At 59.0% G+C, this 17762-nt stretch carries 18 protein-coding genes; 3 read left to right on the top strand and 15 right to left on the bottom strand.

Features of this window, described 5'->3' with window-relative positions:
- Positions 1–29 precede the first annotated feature (29 nt).
- The 4 genes from fliA to flhA all read right to left on the bottom strand — a co-directional run bounded on the left by fliA (position 30) and on the right by flhA (position 5195).
- Complete coding sequence (gene fliA, locus ND528_RS04415; protein WP_016771059.1) at positions 30–770, bottom strand: RNA polymerase sigma factor FliA; 741 nt, start codon at positions 768–770, stop codon at positions 30–32.
- Positions 767–1597: a flagellar synthesis regulator FleN gene (gene fleN, locus ND528_RS04420; protein WP_016771060.1), complete on the bottom strand. Its 831-nt coding sequence runs from the start codon at positions 1595–1597 to the stop codon at positions 767–769. Before fleN ends, fliA begins: the two co-directional genes overlap by 4 nt.
- A 116-nt stretch (positions 1598–1713) precedes the next feature.
- Positions 1714–3054 (bottom strand): flagellar biosynthesis protein FlhF, encoded by a 1341-nt coding sequence (flhF, locus tag ND528_RS04425; protein WP_217863999.1) that lies wholly within the window; start codon positions 3052–3054, stop codon positions 1714–1716.
- 11 nt (positions 3055–3065) lie between these two features.
- A complete protein-coding gene (gene flhA / locus ND528_RS04430) occupies positions 3066–5195 on the bottom strand; it encodes a flagellar biosynthesis protein FlhA (protein ID WP_016771062.1) in 2130 nt (709 codons plus the stop codon).
- Positions 5196–5816: 621 nt separating this feature from the next.
- On the opposite strand from flhA, the gene ND528_RS04435 reads away from it, so the two are divergent.
- The 3 genes from ND528_RS04435 (at position 5817) to ND528_RS04445 (ending at position 9293) form a co-directional block, all read left to right on the top strand.
- A complete protein-coding gene (locus ND528_RS04435; RefSeq protein ID WP_024012116.1) occupies positions 5817–6176 on the top strand; it encodes a DUF6124 family protein in 360 nt (119 codons plus the stop codon).
- Between the two features lie 272 nt (positions 6177–6448).
- Positions 6449–8782 (top strand): hypothetical protein, encoded by a 2334-nt coding sequence (locus tag ND528_RS04440; RefSeq protein ID WP_263469771.1) that lies wholly within the window; start codon positions 6449–6451, stop codon positions 8780–8782.
- Between the two features lie 208 nt (positions 8783–8990).
- Positions 8991–9293, top strand: a complete 303-nt coding sequence (locus ND528_RS04445) for a DUF6124 family protein (protein WP_408005027.1) — start codon at positions 8991–8993, stop codon at positions 9291–9293.
- Between the two features lie 140 nt (positions 9294–9433).
- Here the strand turns inward: ND528_RS04445 and ND528_RS04450 are convergent, their stop codons facing one another.
- The 11 genes from ND528_RS04450 to ND528_RS04500 form a co-directional block, all read right to left on the bottom strand.
- The gene (locus tag ND528_RS04450; protein WP_263469772.1) at positions 9434–10099 is read right to left on the bottom strand and encodes a hypothetical protein; all 666 of its coding nucleotides are present in this window, start codon (positions 10097–10099) and stop codon (positions 9434–9436) included.
- Between the two features lie 114 nt (positions 10100–10213).
- On the bottom strand, positions 10214–11353 hold the full coding sequence (gene flhB, locus ND528_RS04455; protein ID WP_263469773.1) for a flagellar biosynthesis protein FlhB: 1140 nt from the start codon (positions 11351–11353) through the stop codon (positions 10214–10216).
- A 3-nt stretch (positions 11354–11356) separates the two neighbouring features.
- Positions 11357–12142 carry a flagellar biosynthetic protein FliR gene (gene fliR / locus ND528_RS04460; RefSeq protein WP_039761194.1) on the bottom strand — a complete coding sequence of 262 codons (786 nt, stop codon included), beginning with the start codon at positions 12140–12142 and terminating at the stop codon, positions 11357–11359.
- Positions 12143–12145: 3 nt separating this feature from the next.
- Positions 12146–12415 carry a flagellar biosynthesis protein FliQ gene (fliQ, locus tag ND528_RS04465; protein ID WP_016771067.1) on the bottom strand — a complete coding sequence of 90 codons (270 nt, stop codon included), beginning with the start codon at positions 12413–12415 and terminating at the stop codon, positions 12146–12148.
- Positions 12412–13170, bottom strand: a complete 759-nt coding sequence (fliP, locus tag ND528_RS04470; RefSeq protein WP_016771068.1) for a flagellar type III secretion system pore protein FliP — start codon at positions 13168–13170, stop codon at positions 12412–12414. The genes fliQ and fliP overlap by 4 nt, the downstream gene beginning before the upstream one ends.
- Entirely contained in the window at positions 13170–13622 is a 453-nt protein-coding gene (gene fliO, locus ND528_RS04475) for a flagellar biosynthetic protein FliO (protein WP_130912802.1), read from the bottom strand. Before fliO ends, fliP begins: the two co-directional genes overlap by 1 nt.
- Positions 13623–14081 carry a flagellar motor switch protein FliN gene (gene fliN / locus ND528_RS04480; protein ID WP_016771070.1) on the bottom strand — a complete coding sequence of 153 codons (459 nt, stop codon included), beginning with the start codon at positions 14079–14081 and terminating at the stop codon, positions 13623–13625. It lies immediately after the preceding gene.
- Positions 14082–14136: 55 nt separating this feature from the next.
- Positions 14137–15105 (bottom strand): flagellar motor switch protein FliM, encoded by a 969-nt coding sequence (fliM, locus tag ND528_RS04485; RefSeq protein WP_003222890.1) that lies wholly within the window; start codon positions 15103–15105, stop codon positions 14137–14139.
- Positions 15106–15114: 9 nt separating this feature from the next.
- On the bottom strand, positions 15115–15618 hold the full coding sequence (fliL, locus tag ND528_RS04490) for a flagellar basal body-associated protein FliL (protein ID WP_016771071.1): 504 nt from the start codon (positions 15616–15618) through the stop codon (positions 15115–15117).
- Positions 15619–15931: 313 nt separating this feature from the next.
- Entirely contained in the window at positions 15932–17299 is a 1368-nt protein-coding gene (locus ND528_RS04495) for a flagellar hook-length control protein FliK (protein WP_212615584.1), read from the bottom strand.
- A gap of 105 nt (positions 17300–17404) precedes the next feature.
- Positions 17405–17752, bottom strand: coding sequence for an Hpt domain-containing protein (locus ND528_RS04500; RefSeq protein ID WP_016771073.1), 348 nt, complete (start codon positions 17750–17752; stop codon positions 17405–17407).
- Positions 17753–17762 lie beyond the last annotated feature (10 nt).

Consider the following 17762-nt stretch of genomic DNA (forward strand, 5'->3'; position numbering starts at 1 on the left):
CCTCGTTTCGCAGTGTCCCCACACTGCCTTCAGCGCGCTCGCCACTCCCCCAAACGCCCCCGCAGACGGGCCGCGCACTGGCTGTGTAACTGGCTGACCCGCGATTCACTGACGCCAAGGACTTCACCGATTTCCTTGAGGTTCAGCTCTTCGTCGTAGTACAGCGCCAACACCAGTCGCTCACGCTCCGGCAAATTGGCAATCGCGTCCGCCAGCGCCGCCTGGAAGCGTTCATCTTCCAGATCGCGTGACGGCTCCATATGAGCACTGGCGCCATCCTCGTGCAGCCCTTCGTGTTCGCCGTCCTGCAAGAGGTCGTCGAAACTGAACAGGCGACTGCCCAAGGTGTCATTCAGAATCCCGTAGTAATCGTCGAGACTCAATTGGAGTTCGGCCGCAACCTCGTGATCTTTAGCGTCACGGCCGGTTTTAGCTTCAATCGAGCGAATCGCGTCGCTGACCATCCTGGTATTACGGTGAACCGAGCGTGGTGCCCAATCCCCTTTGCGCACTTCATCGAGCATCGCGCCGCGGATTCGAATGCCCGCGTACGTTTCGAAACTGGCGCCTTTGCTGGCGTCGTATTTGGTCGAGACTTCGAGCAAACCGATCATCCCGGCCTGGATCAGGTCTTCGACCTGCACGCTGGCCGGCAGGCGCGCCAGCAAGTGATAGGCAATGCGCTTGACCAGTGGCGCGTAGCGCTCGATCAATTCGTATTGCGCGTCACGCGCCGACTTTTTGTAAAGATTCATGCCACTGGCGGTCATATCACAGGCCCTGCGGTTTGCTGCACGAGACGCTCGACGAAAAATTCCAGATGCCCGCGCGGGTTGGCGGGCAGCGGCCAGGTGTCGACCTTCTGGGCGATGGCCTTGAAGGCCAGCGCGCACTTGGAACGGGGAAAGGCTTCGTAGACGGCGCGCTGCTTCTGCACCGCCTTGCGCACGCTTTCGTCGTACGGCACGGCGCCGACGTATTGTAGGGCGACGTCGAGGAAGCGATCCGTGACCTTGGTCAACTTGGCGAACAAGTTGCGCCCTTCCTGCGGGCTCTGCGCCATGTTGGCCAGCACGCGGAAGCGGTTCATGCCGTAGTCGCGGTTGAGCAACTTGATCAGCGCGTAAGCGTCGGTGATCGAAGTCGGCTCGTCGCAGACCACCAGCAACACTTCCTGGGCGGCACGAACGAAACTGACTACCGAGTCACCAATACCCGCAGCGGTGTCGATCACCAGCACGTCGAGATTGTCGCCGATGTCGCTGAACGCCTGGATCAGGCCGGCGTGTTGCGCCGGGCTCAGGTGCACCATGCTCTGCGTGCCGGAGGCCGCCGGCACGATGCGAATCCCGCCCGGGCCCTGCAACAGCACGTCGCGCAGTTCGCAACGGCCTTCGATAACGTCGGCCAAAGTGCGCTTGGGTGTCAGCCCCAGCAGAACGTCGACGTTCGCCAGGCCCAGGTCGGCGTCCAGCAGCATGACCCGACGGCCAAGCTCTGCCAGCGCCAGCGACAAGTTCACTGACACGTTAGTCTTGCCGACGCCACCTTTGCCGCCGGTCACCGCGATCACCTGTACGGGATGCATGCTGCCCATGTTATTTCTTTACCTTGTCTTGCATAGACGGAGGCCACATTACTGGCTGCGCGTTCCTGATCGGAACAATGCGTGGCAGACCATCGATGTAGGTACAAAAACTGTTCATGATTACCTCAGCCAACCTGCTTGGTCGGGCTGTGATAGATGTCAGCGAACATGTCAGCCATGGCTTCTTCGCTGGGTTCTTCCTGCATTTGCACGCTGACGGCGCGGCTGACCAGTTGATGACGGCGCGGCAGATGCAAATCATCCGGAATCCGTGGGCCATCGGTCAGGTACGCGACCGGCAATTCATGACTGATCGCCAGGCTCAACACTTCGCCGAGACTGGCCGTTTCATCCAGTTTAGTCAGGATGCAGCCGGCCAGCCCGCAACGCTTGTAACTGTGATAAGCGGCGGTTAGAACCTGTTTCTGGCTGGTGGTTGCCAGGACCAGATAATTTTTTGAGCGAATGCCACGCCCGGCCAGGCTCTCAAGCTGCATGCGCAACGCCGGATCACTGGCTTGCAGGCCGGCAGTATCGATCAAAACCACGCGTTTGCGTAGCAGTGGATCCAATGCTTGCACCAGCGACTGGCCCGGATCGACGTGCGTTACCGGCACGTTGAGGATGCGCCCAAGGGTTTTCAGTTGTTCCTGCGCGCCGATGCGGAAGCTGTCCATACTGACCAGCGCGACATTCTGCGCGCCGTACTTGAGCACGTAACGCGCGGCGAGCTTGGCCAGCGTGGTGGTCTTGCCCATGCCGGCAGGGCCGACCATGGCAATCACACCGCCCTCTTCCAGCGGCTCGACTTCCGGTACGGCAATCATCCGCGCCAAATGCGCCAGCAGCATGCGCCAGGCCTGACGCGGCTCTTCGATATCGGTAATCATCGCCAACAGATCGCGCGACAGCGGGCCGGACAGGCCGATTCGCTGCAGACGGCGATACAGATTGGCCTGGGCCGGACGGCTGCCTTGCAGCTGATTCCAGGCCAGGGTGCCGAGCTGCACTTCCATCAGCTCGCGCAGGCTGTTCAATTCAAAACGCATCGACTCCAGCGCACGCGGATCGACACCCGCCGAGGCCTGCGCAGGTGCTGCGGCCGGGCGCGTCGGTGCGGCGTAGGTCGGCTCGCTCAGCGGCTCGGCAGCAGTCAGCGGCAGGCCTGCGGTCAACGGCAGCCCGGCGAACAACTGCTGATTGGTGTTGCCGTCGGCTTCGCCACGCAGGCTCAGCTCGGCCTGGGCGGTGACGATGCGCGACTGGGTCTTGCGCAGCTCGTCTTCGAGTTCCATGTTCGGAACCCGTGGCGCCAGCGCCGACAATTTGTAATCCAGAGCCGCCGTCAACTCGACGCCGCCGGCAATGCGGCGGTTGCCGATGATGGCGGCATCAGCGCCCAGCTCATCGCGAACCAGCTTCATGGCCTGACGCATATCGGCGGCGAAAAAACGCTTAACTTGCATAAACCACTACCTCAGCCGTTGGGCCCTACTGTCGCAACGATGGTCACTTGCTTGTTGTCCGGTACTTCCTGGTAGGCCAGTACATGCAGGCCTGGCACTGCGAGGCGACCGAAGCGCGAGAGCATCGCGCGAATCGGGCCTGCTACCAGCAGGATCACCGGTTGGCCTTGCATTTCCTGACGCTGGGCCGCTTCGATCAACGAACGCTGCAGCTTCTCGGCCATGCTCGGCTCCAGCAGAACGCCCTCTTCCGAGCCTTGTCCTGCCTTCTGCAGACTATTGAGCAATATCTGTTCCAACCTTGGTTCCAATGTGATTACAGGCAGCTCGGACTCAGTGCCTACAATGCTTTGGACGATTGCACGGGATACGCCGACCCGCACAGCGGCGACCAGCGCGGCGGTATCTTGACTCTTGGCAGCGTTGTTCGCGATCGCTTCGGCGATGCTGCGGATGTCGCGCACCGGCACGTGTTCGGCGAGCAGCGCTTGCAGGACCTTGAGCAACTGCGACAACGAAACCACGCCCGGCACCAGTTCTTCCGCCAGTTTCGGCGAACTCTTGGCCAGCAATTGCATGAGTTGCTGCACTTCTTCGTGGCCGATCAGCTCACTGGAGTGCTTGTAGAGAATCTGGTTCAAGTGCGTGGCGACCACGGTACTGGCGTCGACCACGGTGTAGCCGAGCGATTGCGCCTGGGCGCGCTGGCTGATTTCGATCCACACCGCCTCGAGGCCGAAAGCCGGATCTTTGGCGTTGATACCGTTGAGCGAGCCGTAGACCTGGCCGGGGTTGATCGCCAGTTCGCGATCCGGGTAGATCTCGGCCTCGGCGAGGATCACGCCCATCAGCGTCAGGCGGTAAGCGCTCGGCGCCAGATCGAGGTTGTCGCGGATGTGCACGGTCGGCATCAAAAAGCCCAGATCCTGCGAGAGCTTCTTGCGCACGCCCTTGATCCGCGCGAGCAATTGCCCACCCTGATTGCGGTCCACCAGCGGAATCAGGCGATAGCCGACTTCCAGGCCGATCATGTCGATCGGCGTCACGTCGTCCCAGCCCAGCTCTTTGGTTTCCATGGCGCGGGCCGGCGACGGCAGCAGTTCCTGCTGACGCTTGACCTCTTCCAGCGCCACGACCTTGGCGACGTTCTGCTTCTTCCAGAACAGGTACGCGCCGCCCGCAGCCAGCGCCGCCATGCTCAGGAAAGAGAAGTGCGGCATGCCGGGCACCAGGCCCATCACCGCCATCAAACCAGCGGCCACGGCCAGCGCTTTCGGCGAGGCGAACATCTGGCGGTTGATCTGCTTGCCCATGTCTTCCGAGCCGGAAGCACGGGTCACCATGATCGCCGCTGCTGTAGATAACAACAGTGATGGCAATTGCGCCACTAAACCGTCACCGATGGTCAGCAAGGCGTAAACCTTGCCCGCATCGCCGAAGCTCATGCCGTGCTGGAAGATACCCACGGCCATGCCGCCGATAAGGTTGATGAACAGAATCAGCAGGCCGGCGATCGCGTCACCGCGGACGAACTTGCTGGCACCGTCCATCGAACCGTAGAACTCCGCTTCCTGGGCGACTTCCTGACGGCGCGACTTGGCTTGATTCTGGTCGATCAGGCCGGCGTTGAGGTCGGCGTCGATCGCCATTTGTTTGCCGGGCATCGCGTCGAGAGTGAAACGCGCGCTCACCTCGGAAATCCGCCCGGCACCCTTGGTCACCACGACGAAGTTGATGATCATGAGGATCGCGAAGACCACGATACCGACCACGTAGTTACCGCCGATCACCACCTCACCGAAGGCCTGAATCACCTTACCGGCGGCGGCGTGGCCGTCCTGACCGTGGAGCATCACCACTCGCGTCGAGGCCACGTTCAACGCCAGGCGCAGCAGCGTCGCCACCAACAGAATGGTCGGGAACACGGCGAAATCCAGCGGCCGCAGCGCATACACGCAGACCAGCAGGACGACGATGGACAGGGCAATGTTGAAGGTAAAGAACACGTCGAGCAGGAACGGCGGTACCGGCAACATCATCATCGCCAGCATGACCAGCAGCAACAACGGCACGCCCAGATTGCCTCGACTGAGGTCGGCAACGTTGGTACGTGCTGTATTGAATAACTGAGTGCGATCCACCGGTTTTCCCCGTTCCTTTAAAGCAAACTTTTGACGCCCCGAACGGACGCAGGGCGGCTATTGCAAGAAGCTTTCCAACTTTTGCCGGGGAATGAAATAGAGCGGTTTTACTTGGGATTATCGGCTGATTGGGTTGACCCCTTCGCGAGCAGGCTCGCTCCCACAGTTTGAAATGCATTCCCAATCGGACATTTGGAATACGGCCCCTGTGGGAGCGAGCCTGCTCGCGAAGAGGCCATCGAATGCCGCGCATTTTTTCGATTTAAACGAAGCTGTTTAAAAGACACCTTCAGACACGGTCTCAAGGCTACAAATCCTTGCGCCATTGCCTACAGCCAAGCCAGAATCCGCCGGCTTGTGCACCTGGGGGTCGAGTTTTATTGTGGTCCGGTCGCTGACGAATCAGCGATCGGGTTTAGCGACCCGGACCAACTCAGTGCATCAGCGATCGTGGCTTCGTTGCGGGATTTTTCGCCCGCAATAACGTTATGGCGGCTGTATGCGGGAGACCTTCGGGTCTACCGGGGTGCCTGAGACCGGTTCGCTAACCTGCGTACAGCTGCCACCTTCACTTGTTTAGCGACAGGGGGAAAGTGGCTCCATAACCTCAGGAGCTTCACCATGATCAAACCAACACCCAACCCGCCCGAATCCGACCCCACCTCCCCCTACGAATCCCTCGACTCAAAAAAACTCCACCAAGCCGCCGACCGCGCCCTCGACCACTACCTCTGCCCACCCGGCTCCACCCCACCGCCCTTCAGCCCCCGCGCCATGTACGCCGTCACCGCCGACACCAAAAACGAAGACCTGCTGGCCAACGCCTGCGAAACCCTCGCCTCCGCCAAAACCATCGCCCAGGAATTCGCCGGACTGGTGAAACCATCGCAGCGCCGAACGCTGATGGGGATTGCGCAGCTGATCATGCTCGGAGAATTGGCGGTGAATCGGGTGCTGGATAATCTGGAATTGCCGCAGTAGCTCGGCCCCATGATCGTTCCCACGCTCCGGCGTGGGAATGCAGCCCGGGACGCTCCGCGTCCCATCCGGTGCCGAACGTTTGGTGTCCAATCGAGGCATCCGTTGCTGCCCGGACATAATCAAATGTAGGAGCTTTCGAACGCTGCGATCTTTTGTTTTTGTCGTTTCCGGAAGTGACCATTCGTCGCGACTGTCAGATCTTACAGGTGTGCGATTTTCAATTTAACGCTCTCATCAACCCTGCAGATATCAACCGCGCAGGAGCATCACCGATGAGCCAATCCACCCAACCGGACAACACCGTTCTGGCGCTAGCGCCCCCAATCGTCAACGGTCGCACCGTGCCAGTAGAAGGCGCAATGATTGGCCTTTCCATAGTGGCCTACGATCTGGTCACCGACGGCGAAGGCGCCATTGTATTTGCGGATCCGCCCTTGTCAGGCACCATGGATCCTAATGACGTAATGGAGCTATGGCTCGAGGCGGAATCGGCGGTACTGGACAGTGAAACCATTGTCGATCCTGATAAGCGCACCACCTTGCGCATCCCGAGGGGTCGATTGCATCCGGACCGGATAAACGAGCTGTACTACACCGTCAGACGCGGCAGCGACAATATCGGCACCTCCACAACACTGACGATCCACTACAACCGCATTCGTCCCGGCCTGAAGGATCGATACGACGCACCCGGCGGCCACTCAGAACTCGAATTGCTGCTACCCGACGTGATCAAGAACGGGGTCGGCCCAGACTTCGTCAGCGCCGAGGTGTGCGTCGAGTACCCGTATTGCCGGGCGCACGACGTCATCACGCTGAAGTGCAACGGTGACTTTCTCGAACCAAAACCCAGAGTCCTTCCGACCCAGGCGCCCCTATTCCCCGGCTCCGAGGCTCCCATCAAAATCTGTTTCACCGTCACCCGCGCGTTTCTCGACAAGGCGAAACGGCAAGACAAGAAACTGCATTTTTCTTACACCGTCACCGACCAGATCGGCAACGGCCCAGACACCGATGCGCCCTGGTCACCGGTGCAGACGGTGAATGAGGATTTGGACGGCACCCTTCTGCCGAAGCTGATCCTGCTGGAACGGGAAGAGGACTATCCGGGTGACGTTGCCGAGATCATCGATCTGGAGAAGCTGGGGAATAACAACTTGCTGATGGTTGTGCTGACCAAAGATCCGCGCATTGAAGTGGGTGACGAAATCGTAGCGACTTACACCGCGACTGATACCGGACAACCCACGGATGTGGTGGAGGTCGTCAGGGGTAACGTTGAGGAGAAACCGTTCATAGGGAAACTGCCCTGCTTCCTTGAGGTGGCCAGAAACAAGGTATTCGCTGGCAGTAAAGTGACGGCGACCTATGAAGTGCACCGGCCCGGCGTTGGGTTGGTAGGTACCTCCAATACGGCCGCCGCTGTCGTGATTGGTACTGCCCCAATCGAACTGCCACCGCCAACCTTGATTCCAGCAACGGTGCCTATTGAAGTCTTGGCTAATCCGGCAGGAGTGAAGCTGCAGGTAACAGGTTTCACACCACAGACAGATGATAAAGCCCAATTCGTCCAAGTAAACGCGCCGGCCGGTGCGCCGCCGTTTCCGGTGGTGGATTTTGTTGGTGGGATTGCAGAGATTTTATTGAGCGCTGCGTTTCTGGCGGCTTGGCATGGGATGGCGATTGAATTTCGGTGGGATTTGATTCGAGGTGGGCAATTGGCCGAAAAATCAGCGACGGCCACGTTTGATGTTATGAAAATCGCCGACGAAGATCCGCGACTCCCAACTCCGAAAGTACCCCAAGCTACGGATGAAGATATTTTAAATCTATATGACTTCCCGGGCGACGCCCAAGTTAAAGTAGCTCCATGGACAGGTATGCAGATAGGTCAAAAGGCCGAGTTGATGGGATACGGATTCGAGGACGACGATTCATCCCATACTATTCCTCTGATTTCCAACCACACCATCAGCGAGGAAAATTTAACTTACGGATTAGGTGCTTCCCTACCAAGAAATCAACTTTCCAAAATAAAACATGACAGCATTCTAACATTAGTATTTACAGCTGACTTTGCACCTAACAATAATCTAATAAACAAAACAACCTTCCCGAAACTCCCCTTGACGATTCAGAAATTAAAAATGACTTCGGGACTTGAAACCTGGGAACAAAGATCACAGCAAGTATTTAGACAAAATATTCCCGTTAAGCTCAATAACAGTTTCACCGTACACGTCATTAGAGATAGCCCTAATTCAAAGTATTATGTGCAAATATATCGCACGGAGGCCTTTCCAGTCGGCTTCGGCTTTGCAACGTTGCTTGCGGATCACTCGTCCCTATTCAGGTTAGAACTCGATGGGGTAGCAAAAAAAATGAGCGTCGAGTTCAGTGCAGTGCATACATACGGCACAAGCATAAAATTTTGCGGCCCAACAGGAGAAATACTATATAACGATCAAATCCCAGTGATTATTAACCCGCAATCCTATGTATCTTCGTATGTAGCGGCGACTGGAAAATTTATCGCTTATGTAGAGATACTGGTAGGCCCTGAAGCCGACGGTGGAGTCTGGATTGACAACATTTTCTGGGAATAAAATGCTTCGATTTTAAATAGTGAAAAATGCGTGAAAAAGGCGATGCATTCATTTATCACAAGAAATATGAAACCAAACATGGGAAGGGAGTGCATTCTAAAATGTGGGAGCGAGCTTGCTCGCGAAGGGGCCATTAGCTCCGGTGCAGTTTTTGATTTTAAACGAAGCTGTTTAAAAGACACCTGCAGACACGGTCTCAAGGCTACAAATCCTTGCTCCATTGCCTACAGCCAAGCCAGAATCCGCCCTCGACCACTACCTCTGCCCACCCGGCTCCACCCCACCGCCCTTCAGCCCCCGCGCCATGTACGCCGTCACCGCGGACACCAAAAACGAAGACCTGTTGGCCAACGCCTGCGAAACCCTCGCCTCGGCTAAAACCATCGCCCAGGAATTCGCCGGACTGGTGAAGCCATCGCAGCGGCGGACGCTGATGGGGATCGCGCAGTTGATCATGCTTGGGGAATTGGCGGTGAATCGGGTGCTGGATAATCTGGAATTGCCGCAGTAGCACGGCGCAATGATCGTTCCCACGCTCCCGCGTGTGAATGCCTCAACGGACGCTCTGCGTTCGGCTTTGGAAGCGAAGCGGAGCTTACCGGGCTGCATTCCTTTGTTGCGCCGTGGGAAAGATCATCAGTGGGCGAGCTACTAAGCAGTCAGTATCTGCTTGGCCGTGATTTCGCCGAAAGCCAGCTGATTGCGATCGACATACTTCACGCCTCGAAATACCGATTGGCCTTCAACCTCGACGAAATCCTCGTGCATGTACATGAGCACGACTTTGGTCGTTGGCGCTGTGATTTTCGGAATGGCCAAGTCAGCCTGCAACAGGTTCAGCGCCCAATGAAATTGCATTAAGGGTAAATCATCGATCGTGATCAGGCGGCTGTTGTGCAGCAATCGGAAGTCCCGGCTTGCAGTGATACGCAACTTTTGCCCGACGATCTGAAACGCAGGCTTGCTATAGCGCACCTCCAGATCAGCATTCGAGGCCCATTGATCCATGTAATAACGTGGCGATGTGAACAGCGCGAACAAGGCCATTTTGTGTCCGACATTGCCCGCGCTATCGAACAGATAGTTGTAGGAGTAGTGGTAAGCCAATCCGTCCAGTTCAGGCCTGATGGCATTGACCGGGTTGTTCAGATAATCGGGGATATAAACGTTGGCCATCTGCACGAAGTGGGTGAAGTCGAGATCGAGGTCAAAGCTCACCGTGTACCGTATGGATCGTTCTTTGGGGTTTTGCTCCAGCTGTCCTGAAACGTAGTCCAGTGTCATTCCTTCGAGTTTTTTATAGATTCGCTCTGCCATGATCTCTATCTCTGCGCTCAGGGATTATTCCCAAGTGCATAGCAACGCGGTTGGATAGCGGCGTCTACTGTCAGAGTTGACAGGTTGAGAGACTTTCCAGACGAGCGGTAACCATCAGGAATCCCGACGCAAATCCGGCGGGATCGGCAAATCATCTTTCAACGGATCCGGCCGCTTGCCCTTGCCCGCCTGGTGTTGGCGGATCTGGTAGACGTAGGCCAACACCTGCGCCACCGCCAGATACAGCCCGCCAGGAATTTCCTGCTCAAGCTCAGTTGAGTAATAGATCGAGCGCGCCAGCGCCGGCGATTCAAGCAGCATGACGTTGTTGGCCACGGCGATTTCGCGGATTTTCAAGGCGATGAAGTCGCTGCCCTTGGCCAGCAGTACCGGGGCGCCGCCCTTTTCCGAGTCGTACTTGAGCGCGACGGCGTAATGGGTCGGGTTGGTGATGACCACGTCGGCTTCGGGGATGGCGGCCATCATCCGGCGCTGGGACATTTCGCGCTGGGTCTGGCGGATGCGTTGCTTGACCTCGGGGCGGCCTTCCTGGTCCTTGTGTTCGTCGCGCACTTCCTGCTTGGTCATCAGCAGTTTCTTGTGCGCTTCCCAGAGTTGTACCGGCACGTCGACGGCGGCGATGATGATCAGGCCGCAGGCCAGCCACAGCGTGCTCCAGCCCACCAGCAAAACGCTGTGGATGATTGCCATGTCCAGCGGCTCGTGGGCGATGCGCAAAAAGTCATCGACGTCGGCAGACAACACCACCAGGGCCACGCCCAGGGTAATCAGAAACTTCGCCAGTGCCTTGAGCAGTTCGACCACAGCCTTGAACGAGAACATGCGCTTGAGGCCGGCGGCCGGGTTCATTCGGCTGAACTTGGGTGCCAGGGAGCTTGCGGCGAACAGCCAGCCACCGAGGGAGATCGGCCCGATCACGGCGGCGAGCAACAGGGTGATCATCACTGGCTGAATCGCCAGCAAGGCAATCAGGCCCGACTCCAGCAAGAACCGGCCCATGGCGCCCTGGTCCATGACCACTTCGCGCGACAGGGTGAAGTTCAAGCGCATCACGTCCATCAGTTCTTGCGCGAGCATGCCGCCGAAAATCAGCAGCGCAGAGGCACCGGCCATCATCACGGCGAGGGTGTTGAGTTCTTTGGAGCGGGCAATCTCACCCTTTTCACGGGAATCCTTTTTGCGTTTCTCCGTGGGGTCTTCTGTTTTGTCCTGACCGCTCTCGCTCTCTGCCATGACTCAGCGCGCCCGTGCCAGTTCGCGTAGCAACTGCAGGGCCTCGCTGGCCAGCGGTTGATACTGGTTGAGAATGTCCGCCAGCCCCACCCAGACGATGAACAGGCCGAGCACCAGGGTCAGCGGAAAACCGATCGAGAAGATGTTCAGTTGCGGCGCGGCGCGGGTCATCACGCCAAAGGCGATGTTGACCACCAGCAGTGCGGTGACGGCCGGCAACACCAGCAACAGCGCGGCGCCGAGCACCCAACCGAGTTTGCCGGCCAGTTCCCAGTAATGCTCGACCATCAAACCGCCGCCGACCGGCAAAGTGGTGAAGCTTTCAGTGAGGACTTCGAACACTACCAGGTGGCCGTTCATCGACAGGAACAGCAGCGTCACCAGCATGGTGAAGAACTGCCCGATCACCGCCACCGAAACGCCGTTGGTTGGGTCGATCATTGAGGCGAAGCCCATGCCCATCTGCACCGCGACAATCTGCCCGGCGACGGCGAAGGCCTGGAAGAACAGTTGCAGGGAAAAGCCCAGTACGGCGCCGACCAGAATCTGCTCGCCGATCAGCAGCAGGCCGCTGAGGTCGAGCGGGCTGACGGCGGGCATCGGCGGCAGCGCCGGGGTGATGACCACGGTGATCGCCACGGCGAAATACAGACGCACGCGACGCGGAATCAGAGTGGTGCCGAACACCGGCATGACCATCAGCATCGACGCCACGCGAAACAGCGGCAACATGAACGACGCCACCCAAGTGCTGATCTGGGTGTCGGTCAGCTGAAGCAGCGATTGCATGGCTTAGCCGATGACCATCGGAATGTTTTTGTACAGCTGGATGATGTACTCCATGAACGTCTGCACGATCCACGGACCGCCAATGATCAGGGTCACCAGCATCACCAGCAGACGCGGCAGGAAGCTCAGGGTCTGTTCGTTGATCTGCGTGGCGGCCTGGAACATCGACACCAGCAGGCCGACCAGCAGGCTCGGCACCACCAGGATGGCGACCATCATGGTGGTCAGCCACAGGGCTTCACGAAAGATATCGACCGCGACTTCCGGCGTCATGGCGAAACACCTCCAAAACTGCTGGCCAGAGTACCGATGATCAGCGCCCAGCCATCGACCAGCACGAACAGCATGATCTTGAACGGCAGCGAGATGATCAGCGGCGAGAGCATCATCATACCCATGGCCATCAGCACGCTCGCGACAACGAGGTCGATGATCAGGAACGGGATGAAGATCATGAAGCCGATCTGGAAGGCGGTTTTCAGCTCGGAGGTCACGAACGCCGGCACCAGAATGGTCAGCGGCGCCTGATCCGGGCTGGCGATGTCGGTGCGCTTGGACAGGCGCATGAACAGCTCCAGATCGCTGGTGCGGGTCTGCGCGAGCATGAAGTCCTTGATCGGCACCTGGGCCTTTTCCACCGCTTGCTGGGCGGTGAGGGTTTCCGCCAGATACGGTTGCAGCGCGTCGTTGTTCACCCGGTCGAACACCGGCGCCATGATGAACAGCGTCAGGAACAGCGCCATGCCGGTGAGGATCTGGTTCGACGGCGTCTGTTGCAGGCCGAGGGCCTGACGAAGGATCGAGAAGACGATGATGATCCGCGTGAAACTGGTCATCAGAATGACCGCCGCTGGAATAAAACTCAGCGCGGTCATGATCAGCAGGATCTGCAGACTGACCGAATATTCCTGCGCGCCGTCGGCATTGGTGCCCAGCGTGATCGCCGGGATCGACAATGGATCGGCGGCGAACGCCAGCGGCGCGGCCAGCAACAGGACCAGCGTCAAGACGATGCGGAGCGCACCCATTACTTCGTATCCTTTTGGTCCTTGCCGAGAATTTTCAGCAGATGCTGAGCAAATTCCGGCGTCGCTTTTTCACTGGCGCTGGGGACTTCGACCGGTTCTTTGAGCACATGCAGCGCGGTGATCGTGCCGGGGCTGAGGCCGAGCAGAATCTGCTCGTTACCGACCTGCACCAGCATCAAGCGGTCACGCGGGCCGAGCGCGCGTGAGCCGATCAATTCGATCACCTGGCCCTTGCCCGCCGGCCCCGCCTGTTGCACGCGGCGCAGCAGCCAGGCGAGGAAGAAGATCAAGCCCAGCACCAGCAGCAAACCGAACACCAGTTGCGTCAACTGACCGGCCACGCCGCTGTTGACCATTGGCGCGGTGGCGGCAGGCGCAGCAGTGGTTGCGCCCGGCTCGACGGCCAGTACGCTCAACGGCAATGCCAGCAGAGTCCAGAGTAACCTTTTCACTCAGCGCAGCTTCTTGATGCGTTCGCTTGGGCTGATCACGTCGGTCAGGCGGATGCCGAACTTCTCGTTGACCACCACTACTTCGCCGTGGGCGATCAGGGTGCCGTTGACCAGCACGTCGAGCGGCTCACCGGCCAGACGATCGAGCTCGATTACCGAACCCTGGTTGAGCTGCAGCAGGTTGCGGATGTTGATGTCGGTGCTGCCGACTTCCATCGAGATCGACACCGGAATATCGAGGATCACGTCCAGGTTCGGACCGTCGAGGGTCACCGGATCGTTGTTCTTCGGCACGCTGCCGAACTCTTCCATCGGCAGACGGTTGGAGCTGGAAGTGCCGGCGTCGGCGGCCAGCAGCGCATCGATGTCAGCCTGGCCGGCATCACCGGTTTCTTCCAGGGCAGCAGCCCATTCATCGGCCAGTGCCTGGTCGTCTTGCGCGTTCATATCGTCGTTCATCATGTGTCCTCGGCGGGCAACAATTCAGTTAAATACGGGGGTGAAAAGCGCCGTCTCAGCGACGCTCGATCGGCTCGATCACCTGCAACGCGAGGTTGCCTTTGTGCGAGCCCATCTTGACCTTGAAGGCCGGCACGCCGTTGGCGCGCATGATCATGTCTTCCGGCATCTCGACCGGGATCACATCGCCCGGTTGCATGTGCAGGATGTCGCGCAGCTTCAACTGGCGGCGGGCCACGGTGGCACCGATCGGCACGTCGACATCGAGCACGTCCTGGCGCAAGGCGTTGACCCAGCGCTCGTCCTGATCGTCGAGGTCGGACTGGAAACCGGCGTCGAGCATTTCGCGCACCGGCTCGATCATCGAGTACGGCATGGTCACGTGCAGATCGCCGCCACCGCCATCGAGTTCGATGTGGAAAGTGGAAACCACAATCGCTTCGCTCGGGCCGACGATGTTGGCCATGGCCGGGTTCACTTCCGAGTTGATGTACTCGAAATTGACTTCCATGATCGCCTGCCAGGCTTCTTTCAGATCGACGAAAGCCTGCTCGAGCACCATGCGCACTACGCGCAGTTCGGTCGGGGTGAATTCACGCCCTTCGATCTTGGCGTGACGGCCGTCGCCGCCGAAGAAGTTGTCCACCAGTTTGAACACCAGTTTGGCGTCGAGGATGAACAGCGCGGTGCCGCGCAGCGGTTTGATCTTGACCAGGTTGAGGCTGGTCGGCACGTACAGCGAGTGCACGTATTCGCCGAACTTCATCACCTGCACGCCACCGACAGCCACGTCCGCCGAGCGGCGCAGCATGTTGAACATGCTGATGCGGGTGTAGCGGGCGAAACGCTCGTTGATCATTTCCAGCGTCGGCATGCGTCCACGAACGATGCGATCCTGGCTGGTCAGGTCGTAGCTTTTGACACTGCCGGGTTCGGCAGCATTATCGGTCTGTACCAGACCATCATCGACGCCATGCAAGAGCGCATCGATTTCATCCTGGGACAGCAGATCCTGCACGGCCATGTCGTGTTCCTACTGCAGTACGAAATTAGTGAAAAGCAACTGTTCGATGACCACTTTGCCCAGTTCTTTCTGCGCCACTTCCTGGACGCTGGCGGTGGCCTTCTGGCGCAACATCTCTTGCCCGACCGGGGTTGCCAGTGTGGCGAAATCCTGACCGGAGAAGAGCATCACCAGGTTGTTGCGGATAACCGGCATGTGCACTTTGAGCGCGTCCAGATCGGCCTGATTGCGCGCCAGCATGGTGATGCTCACCTGCATGTAGCGCTGACGACCGTTCTGGTTGTAGTTGGCAACGAAGGCCGGCGCCATCGGCTCGAAAATCGCCGCCTGCTTACCGACCGGCGCTGCTTCAGCGGCCTCGGCAGGCTTGCTCTGCGCGCCGTGCATGAAGAACCAGGTCGCCCCGACGGATGCACCAATGGCCACCAGCAACGCCAGCACGATCACGATGATCAGCTTGAGTTTGCCTTTGGTTGCGGGGTCTTTTACTGCTGCAGCTTCGCTCTTCGCCATGCCAATAATCCGTCACTAATCGGGGGTTTCACAGTCGCACGGCAAGGCAAGAGCAAGTGTTATGCCAGAAGTGTCGGAGGTCGAGAACGACGCTAAAGTCAAAGGCACCCTCACCCCAGCCCTCTCCCGGAGGGAGAGGGGGCCGACCGAGATGTAATGGGGCTGGACATCGACCTGCACAACCGAGGTGATTGCAAGTTCAGGGCGGGACGGATTCAGCGATGCTCGTTCAGGTCGGCGTAGTTCTTCAAGATTCCCCAATCGGTCCCCTCTCCCTCTGGGAGAGGGCTAGGGTGAGGGGCTCTTGATTTGCTCAGGCGTAATAGTCGACCGCGCTGCTGCCAATTACGCTGGTGGTCTGCGCCGCCACTTCAGCGACAGTAGCCGGTGCCAATTCCTCATCCGCCGAATCCAGGCGGCCACCAGCAGCGCTGGTCCGGCCACTGTGGCCCTGCTGCGCCTGTTCCTGGCCTTGCTGCCCCTGCCAGCCACGGTTCTGGTCGGCAACGTTGACGTCGACCTGGCCCATGCCCTGCTGGTTGAACATGTCGCGCAGGCGGTGCATCTGGCTGTCGAGCGCTTCACGCACGCTCGGGTGCGCGCTCATGAAGGTGACCTGGGTCTGCTGATCGGGAACCATGTTCACGCGGATATCCAGGCGCCCCAGCTCCGCCGGCTGCAACTGAATGTCGGCGGCCTTCAGATTGACGCTGGAGAGGTACATGACGCGGTTGACCACTTCTTCGGTCCAGCCGCTCTGGTGCATGGCGATCGGCTGATTCACCGGCAGCGCATTGGCGGTTTTCGGCGTAGCGGCCTGGGTCAGGGCCGCCAGACGGTTGGCGAAGTCGTCGACGCGGGTGTCGCTGGTCGCGGTTTTGAGATCTTTGAGTCCATCATCGATCAAACCACTGAAGGCTTTTTCGCCGCCTTGGCTGGTGCTGTCCTTATCGGCCTGCACGTCGAGCATGCTGGCCATACCGGCGGCGAAGTTCTGGGCGGCGGTCAATTCGCCGTCAGCCTGAGCTTGAGCAGGCGTGGCTTTCGGCTGTGCTTGGCTGGACGCGGAAATATGCCCGCCCTGCTCCATCGCCATGCGCACGGCCGGCAGGGAATCGAGCGGGTCGGCTGTCGGATCAAATTCGCTGTCGGTGGCCGCCGGATCTTTGACCATCCCCGACACGACCGCCAATGCAGGCGTTTCGGTTTCCGGCTGGGCTGGCGTGGCGACTGCCGGGGCCTGCACCACAGGCGCTGGCACCAGTGGCTGGACGACTTGCGCCAAGGCCGGATCAAGCGCCGGGTCTACAGGCGCGGCATCGGCCACAGGGGTTTGTACGGTTTCAGCGGTGTCATCGGCAGTCGCTGTCGCGTCGTCGCTCGCAGGCGCTTTGTCAGCAGGCAACGCTTTGCCGCTATCGGCAATTGCTGGCTCGGGCGCGGCAGACTGATCTTTGCCGATATCCTTTTTGCCGCTGCTGTCCGCGACCTTGTCGCGTGCCGGTTTGACTGAGTTATCGGCAGTCACGACAGGCTTGGCCGGCGCCTGATCGGCGAACACTTTAGCGAAGCTGGAAGCCTTGTCCCCGGCGTCTGCGGCCATTGCCGACGATTTGGCAGAGGCGGCTTGCGCCTTGGCCTGGGCGGCGGTCTGAAGAAGAATGTTGGGGGTCGCAGGCATGACACGGTCTCCGCTGCACTGGGATCGTAGGTACAGTTGAGCAAGATGACTGCAAGTGCCGGGCCAGTTTGGCCAGACACTTGCGAAAAGCGCCGGATGGCAGCTTCAGTGGATGTGGGCGTGGTGCTTTTCGCTTTCGTACACCGGGCGTACTTCGGCAAATTCGGAATGGATATCGGCCACCAGTTGAGCAAGCGCTTCCGGACTTTTGTCCTTGGCATTCGACTCAAGGTCCTGGCACAACTCGGCCAGTCGAACCGCGCCCATATTGCTGGCGCTGCCCTTGAAGCTATGGGCTACATCGGAAAGCGCTTTGGCGCTGGTGCTGTCCTGCAACTCGTGCAGGCGGCTTTGCGAATCTGCCAGAAAAGTCTCCAGCAATTCCGTATAGCCGTCCTCCATCACCTCGCGCAAAGTATCGAGGACTTCGCGATCTACATGTGGGTCTGTCACTTGCTCACTC

Origin of the sequence: Pseudomonas mercuritolerans, assembly GCF_025706525.1 — a bacterium.
Taxonomy (GTDB): domain Bacteria; phylum Pseudomonadota; class Gammaproteobacteria; order Pseudomonadales; family Pseudomonadaceae; genus Aquipseudomonas; species Aquipseudomonas mercuritolerans.

Excerpts from the sequence above, each read along its gene's own strand:
- fliA (WP_016771059.1), bottom strand. The coding sequence starts at position 770 with ATGACCGCCAGTGGCATGAATCTTTACAAAAAGTCGGCGCGTGACGCG.
- fleN (WP_016771060.1), bottom strand. The coding sequence starts at position 1,597 with ATGGGCAGCATGCATCCCGTACAGGTGATCGCGGTGACCGGCGGCAAA.
- flhF (WP_217863999.1), bottom strand. The coding sequence starts at position 3,054 with ATGCAAGTTAAGCGTTTTTTCGCCGCCGATATGCGTCAGGCCATGAAG.
- ND528_RS04435 (WP_024012116.1), top strand. The coding sequence starts at position 5,817 with ATGATCAAACCAACACCCAACCCGCCCGAATCCGACCCCACCTCCCCC.
- ND528_RS04440 (WP_263469771.1), top strand. The coding sequence starts at position 6,449 with ATGAGCCAATCCACCCAACCGGACAACACCGTTCTGGCGCTAGCGCCC.
- ND528_RS04450 (WP_263469772.1), bottom strand. The coding sequence starts at position 10,099 with ATGGCAGAGCGAATCTATAAAAAACTCGAAGGAATGACACTGGACTAC.
- flhB (WP_263469773.1), bottom strand. The coding sequence starts at position 11,353 with ATGGCAGAGAGCGAGAGCGGTCAGGACAAAACAGAAGACCCCACGGAG.
- fliR (WP_039761194.1), bottom strand. The coding sequence starts at position 12,142 with ATGCAATCGCTGCTTCAGCTGACCGACACCCAGATCAGCACTTGGGTG.
- fliQ (WP_016771067.1), bottom strand. The coding sequence starts at position 12,415 with ATGACGCCGGAAGTCGCGGTCGATATCTTTCGTGAAGCCCTGTGGCTG.
- fliP (WP_016771068.1), bottom strand. The coding sequence starts at position 13,170 with ATGGGTGCGCTCCGCATCGTCTTGACGCTGGTCCTGTTGCTGGCCGCG.
- fliN (WP_016771070.1), bottom strand. The coding sequence starts at position 14,081 with ATGAACGACGATATGAACGCGCAAGACGACCAGGCACTGGCCGATGAA.
- fliM (WP_003222890.1), bottom strand. The coding sequence starts at position 15,105 with ATGGCCGTGCAGGATCTGCTGTCCCAGGATGAAATCGATGCGCTCTTG.
- fliL (WP_016771071.1), bottom strand. The coding sequence starts at position 15,618 with ATGGCGAAGAGCGAAGCTGCAGCAGTAAAAGACCCCGCAACCAAAGGC.
- ND528_RS04495 (WP_212615584.1), bottom strand. The coding sequence starts at position 17,299 with ATGCCTGCGACCCCCAACATTCTTCTTCAGACCGCCGCCCAGGCCAAG.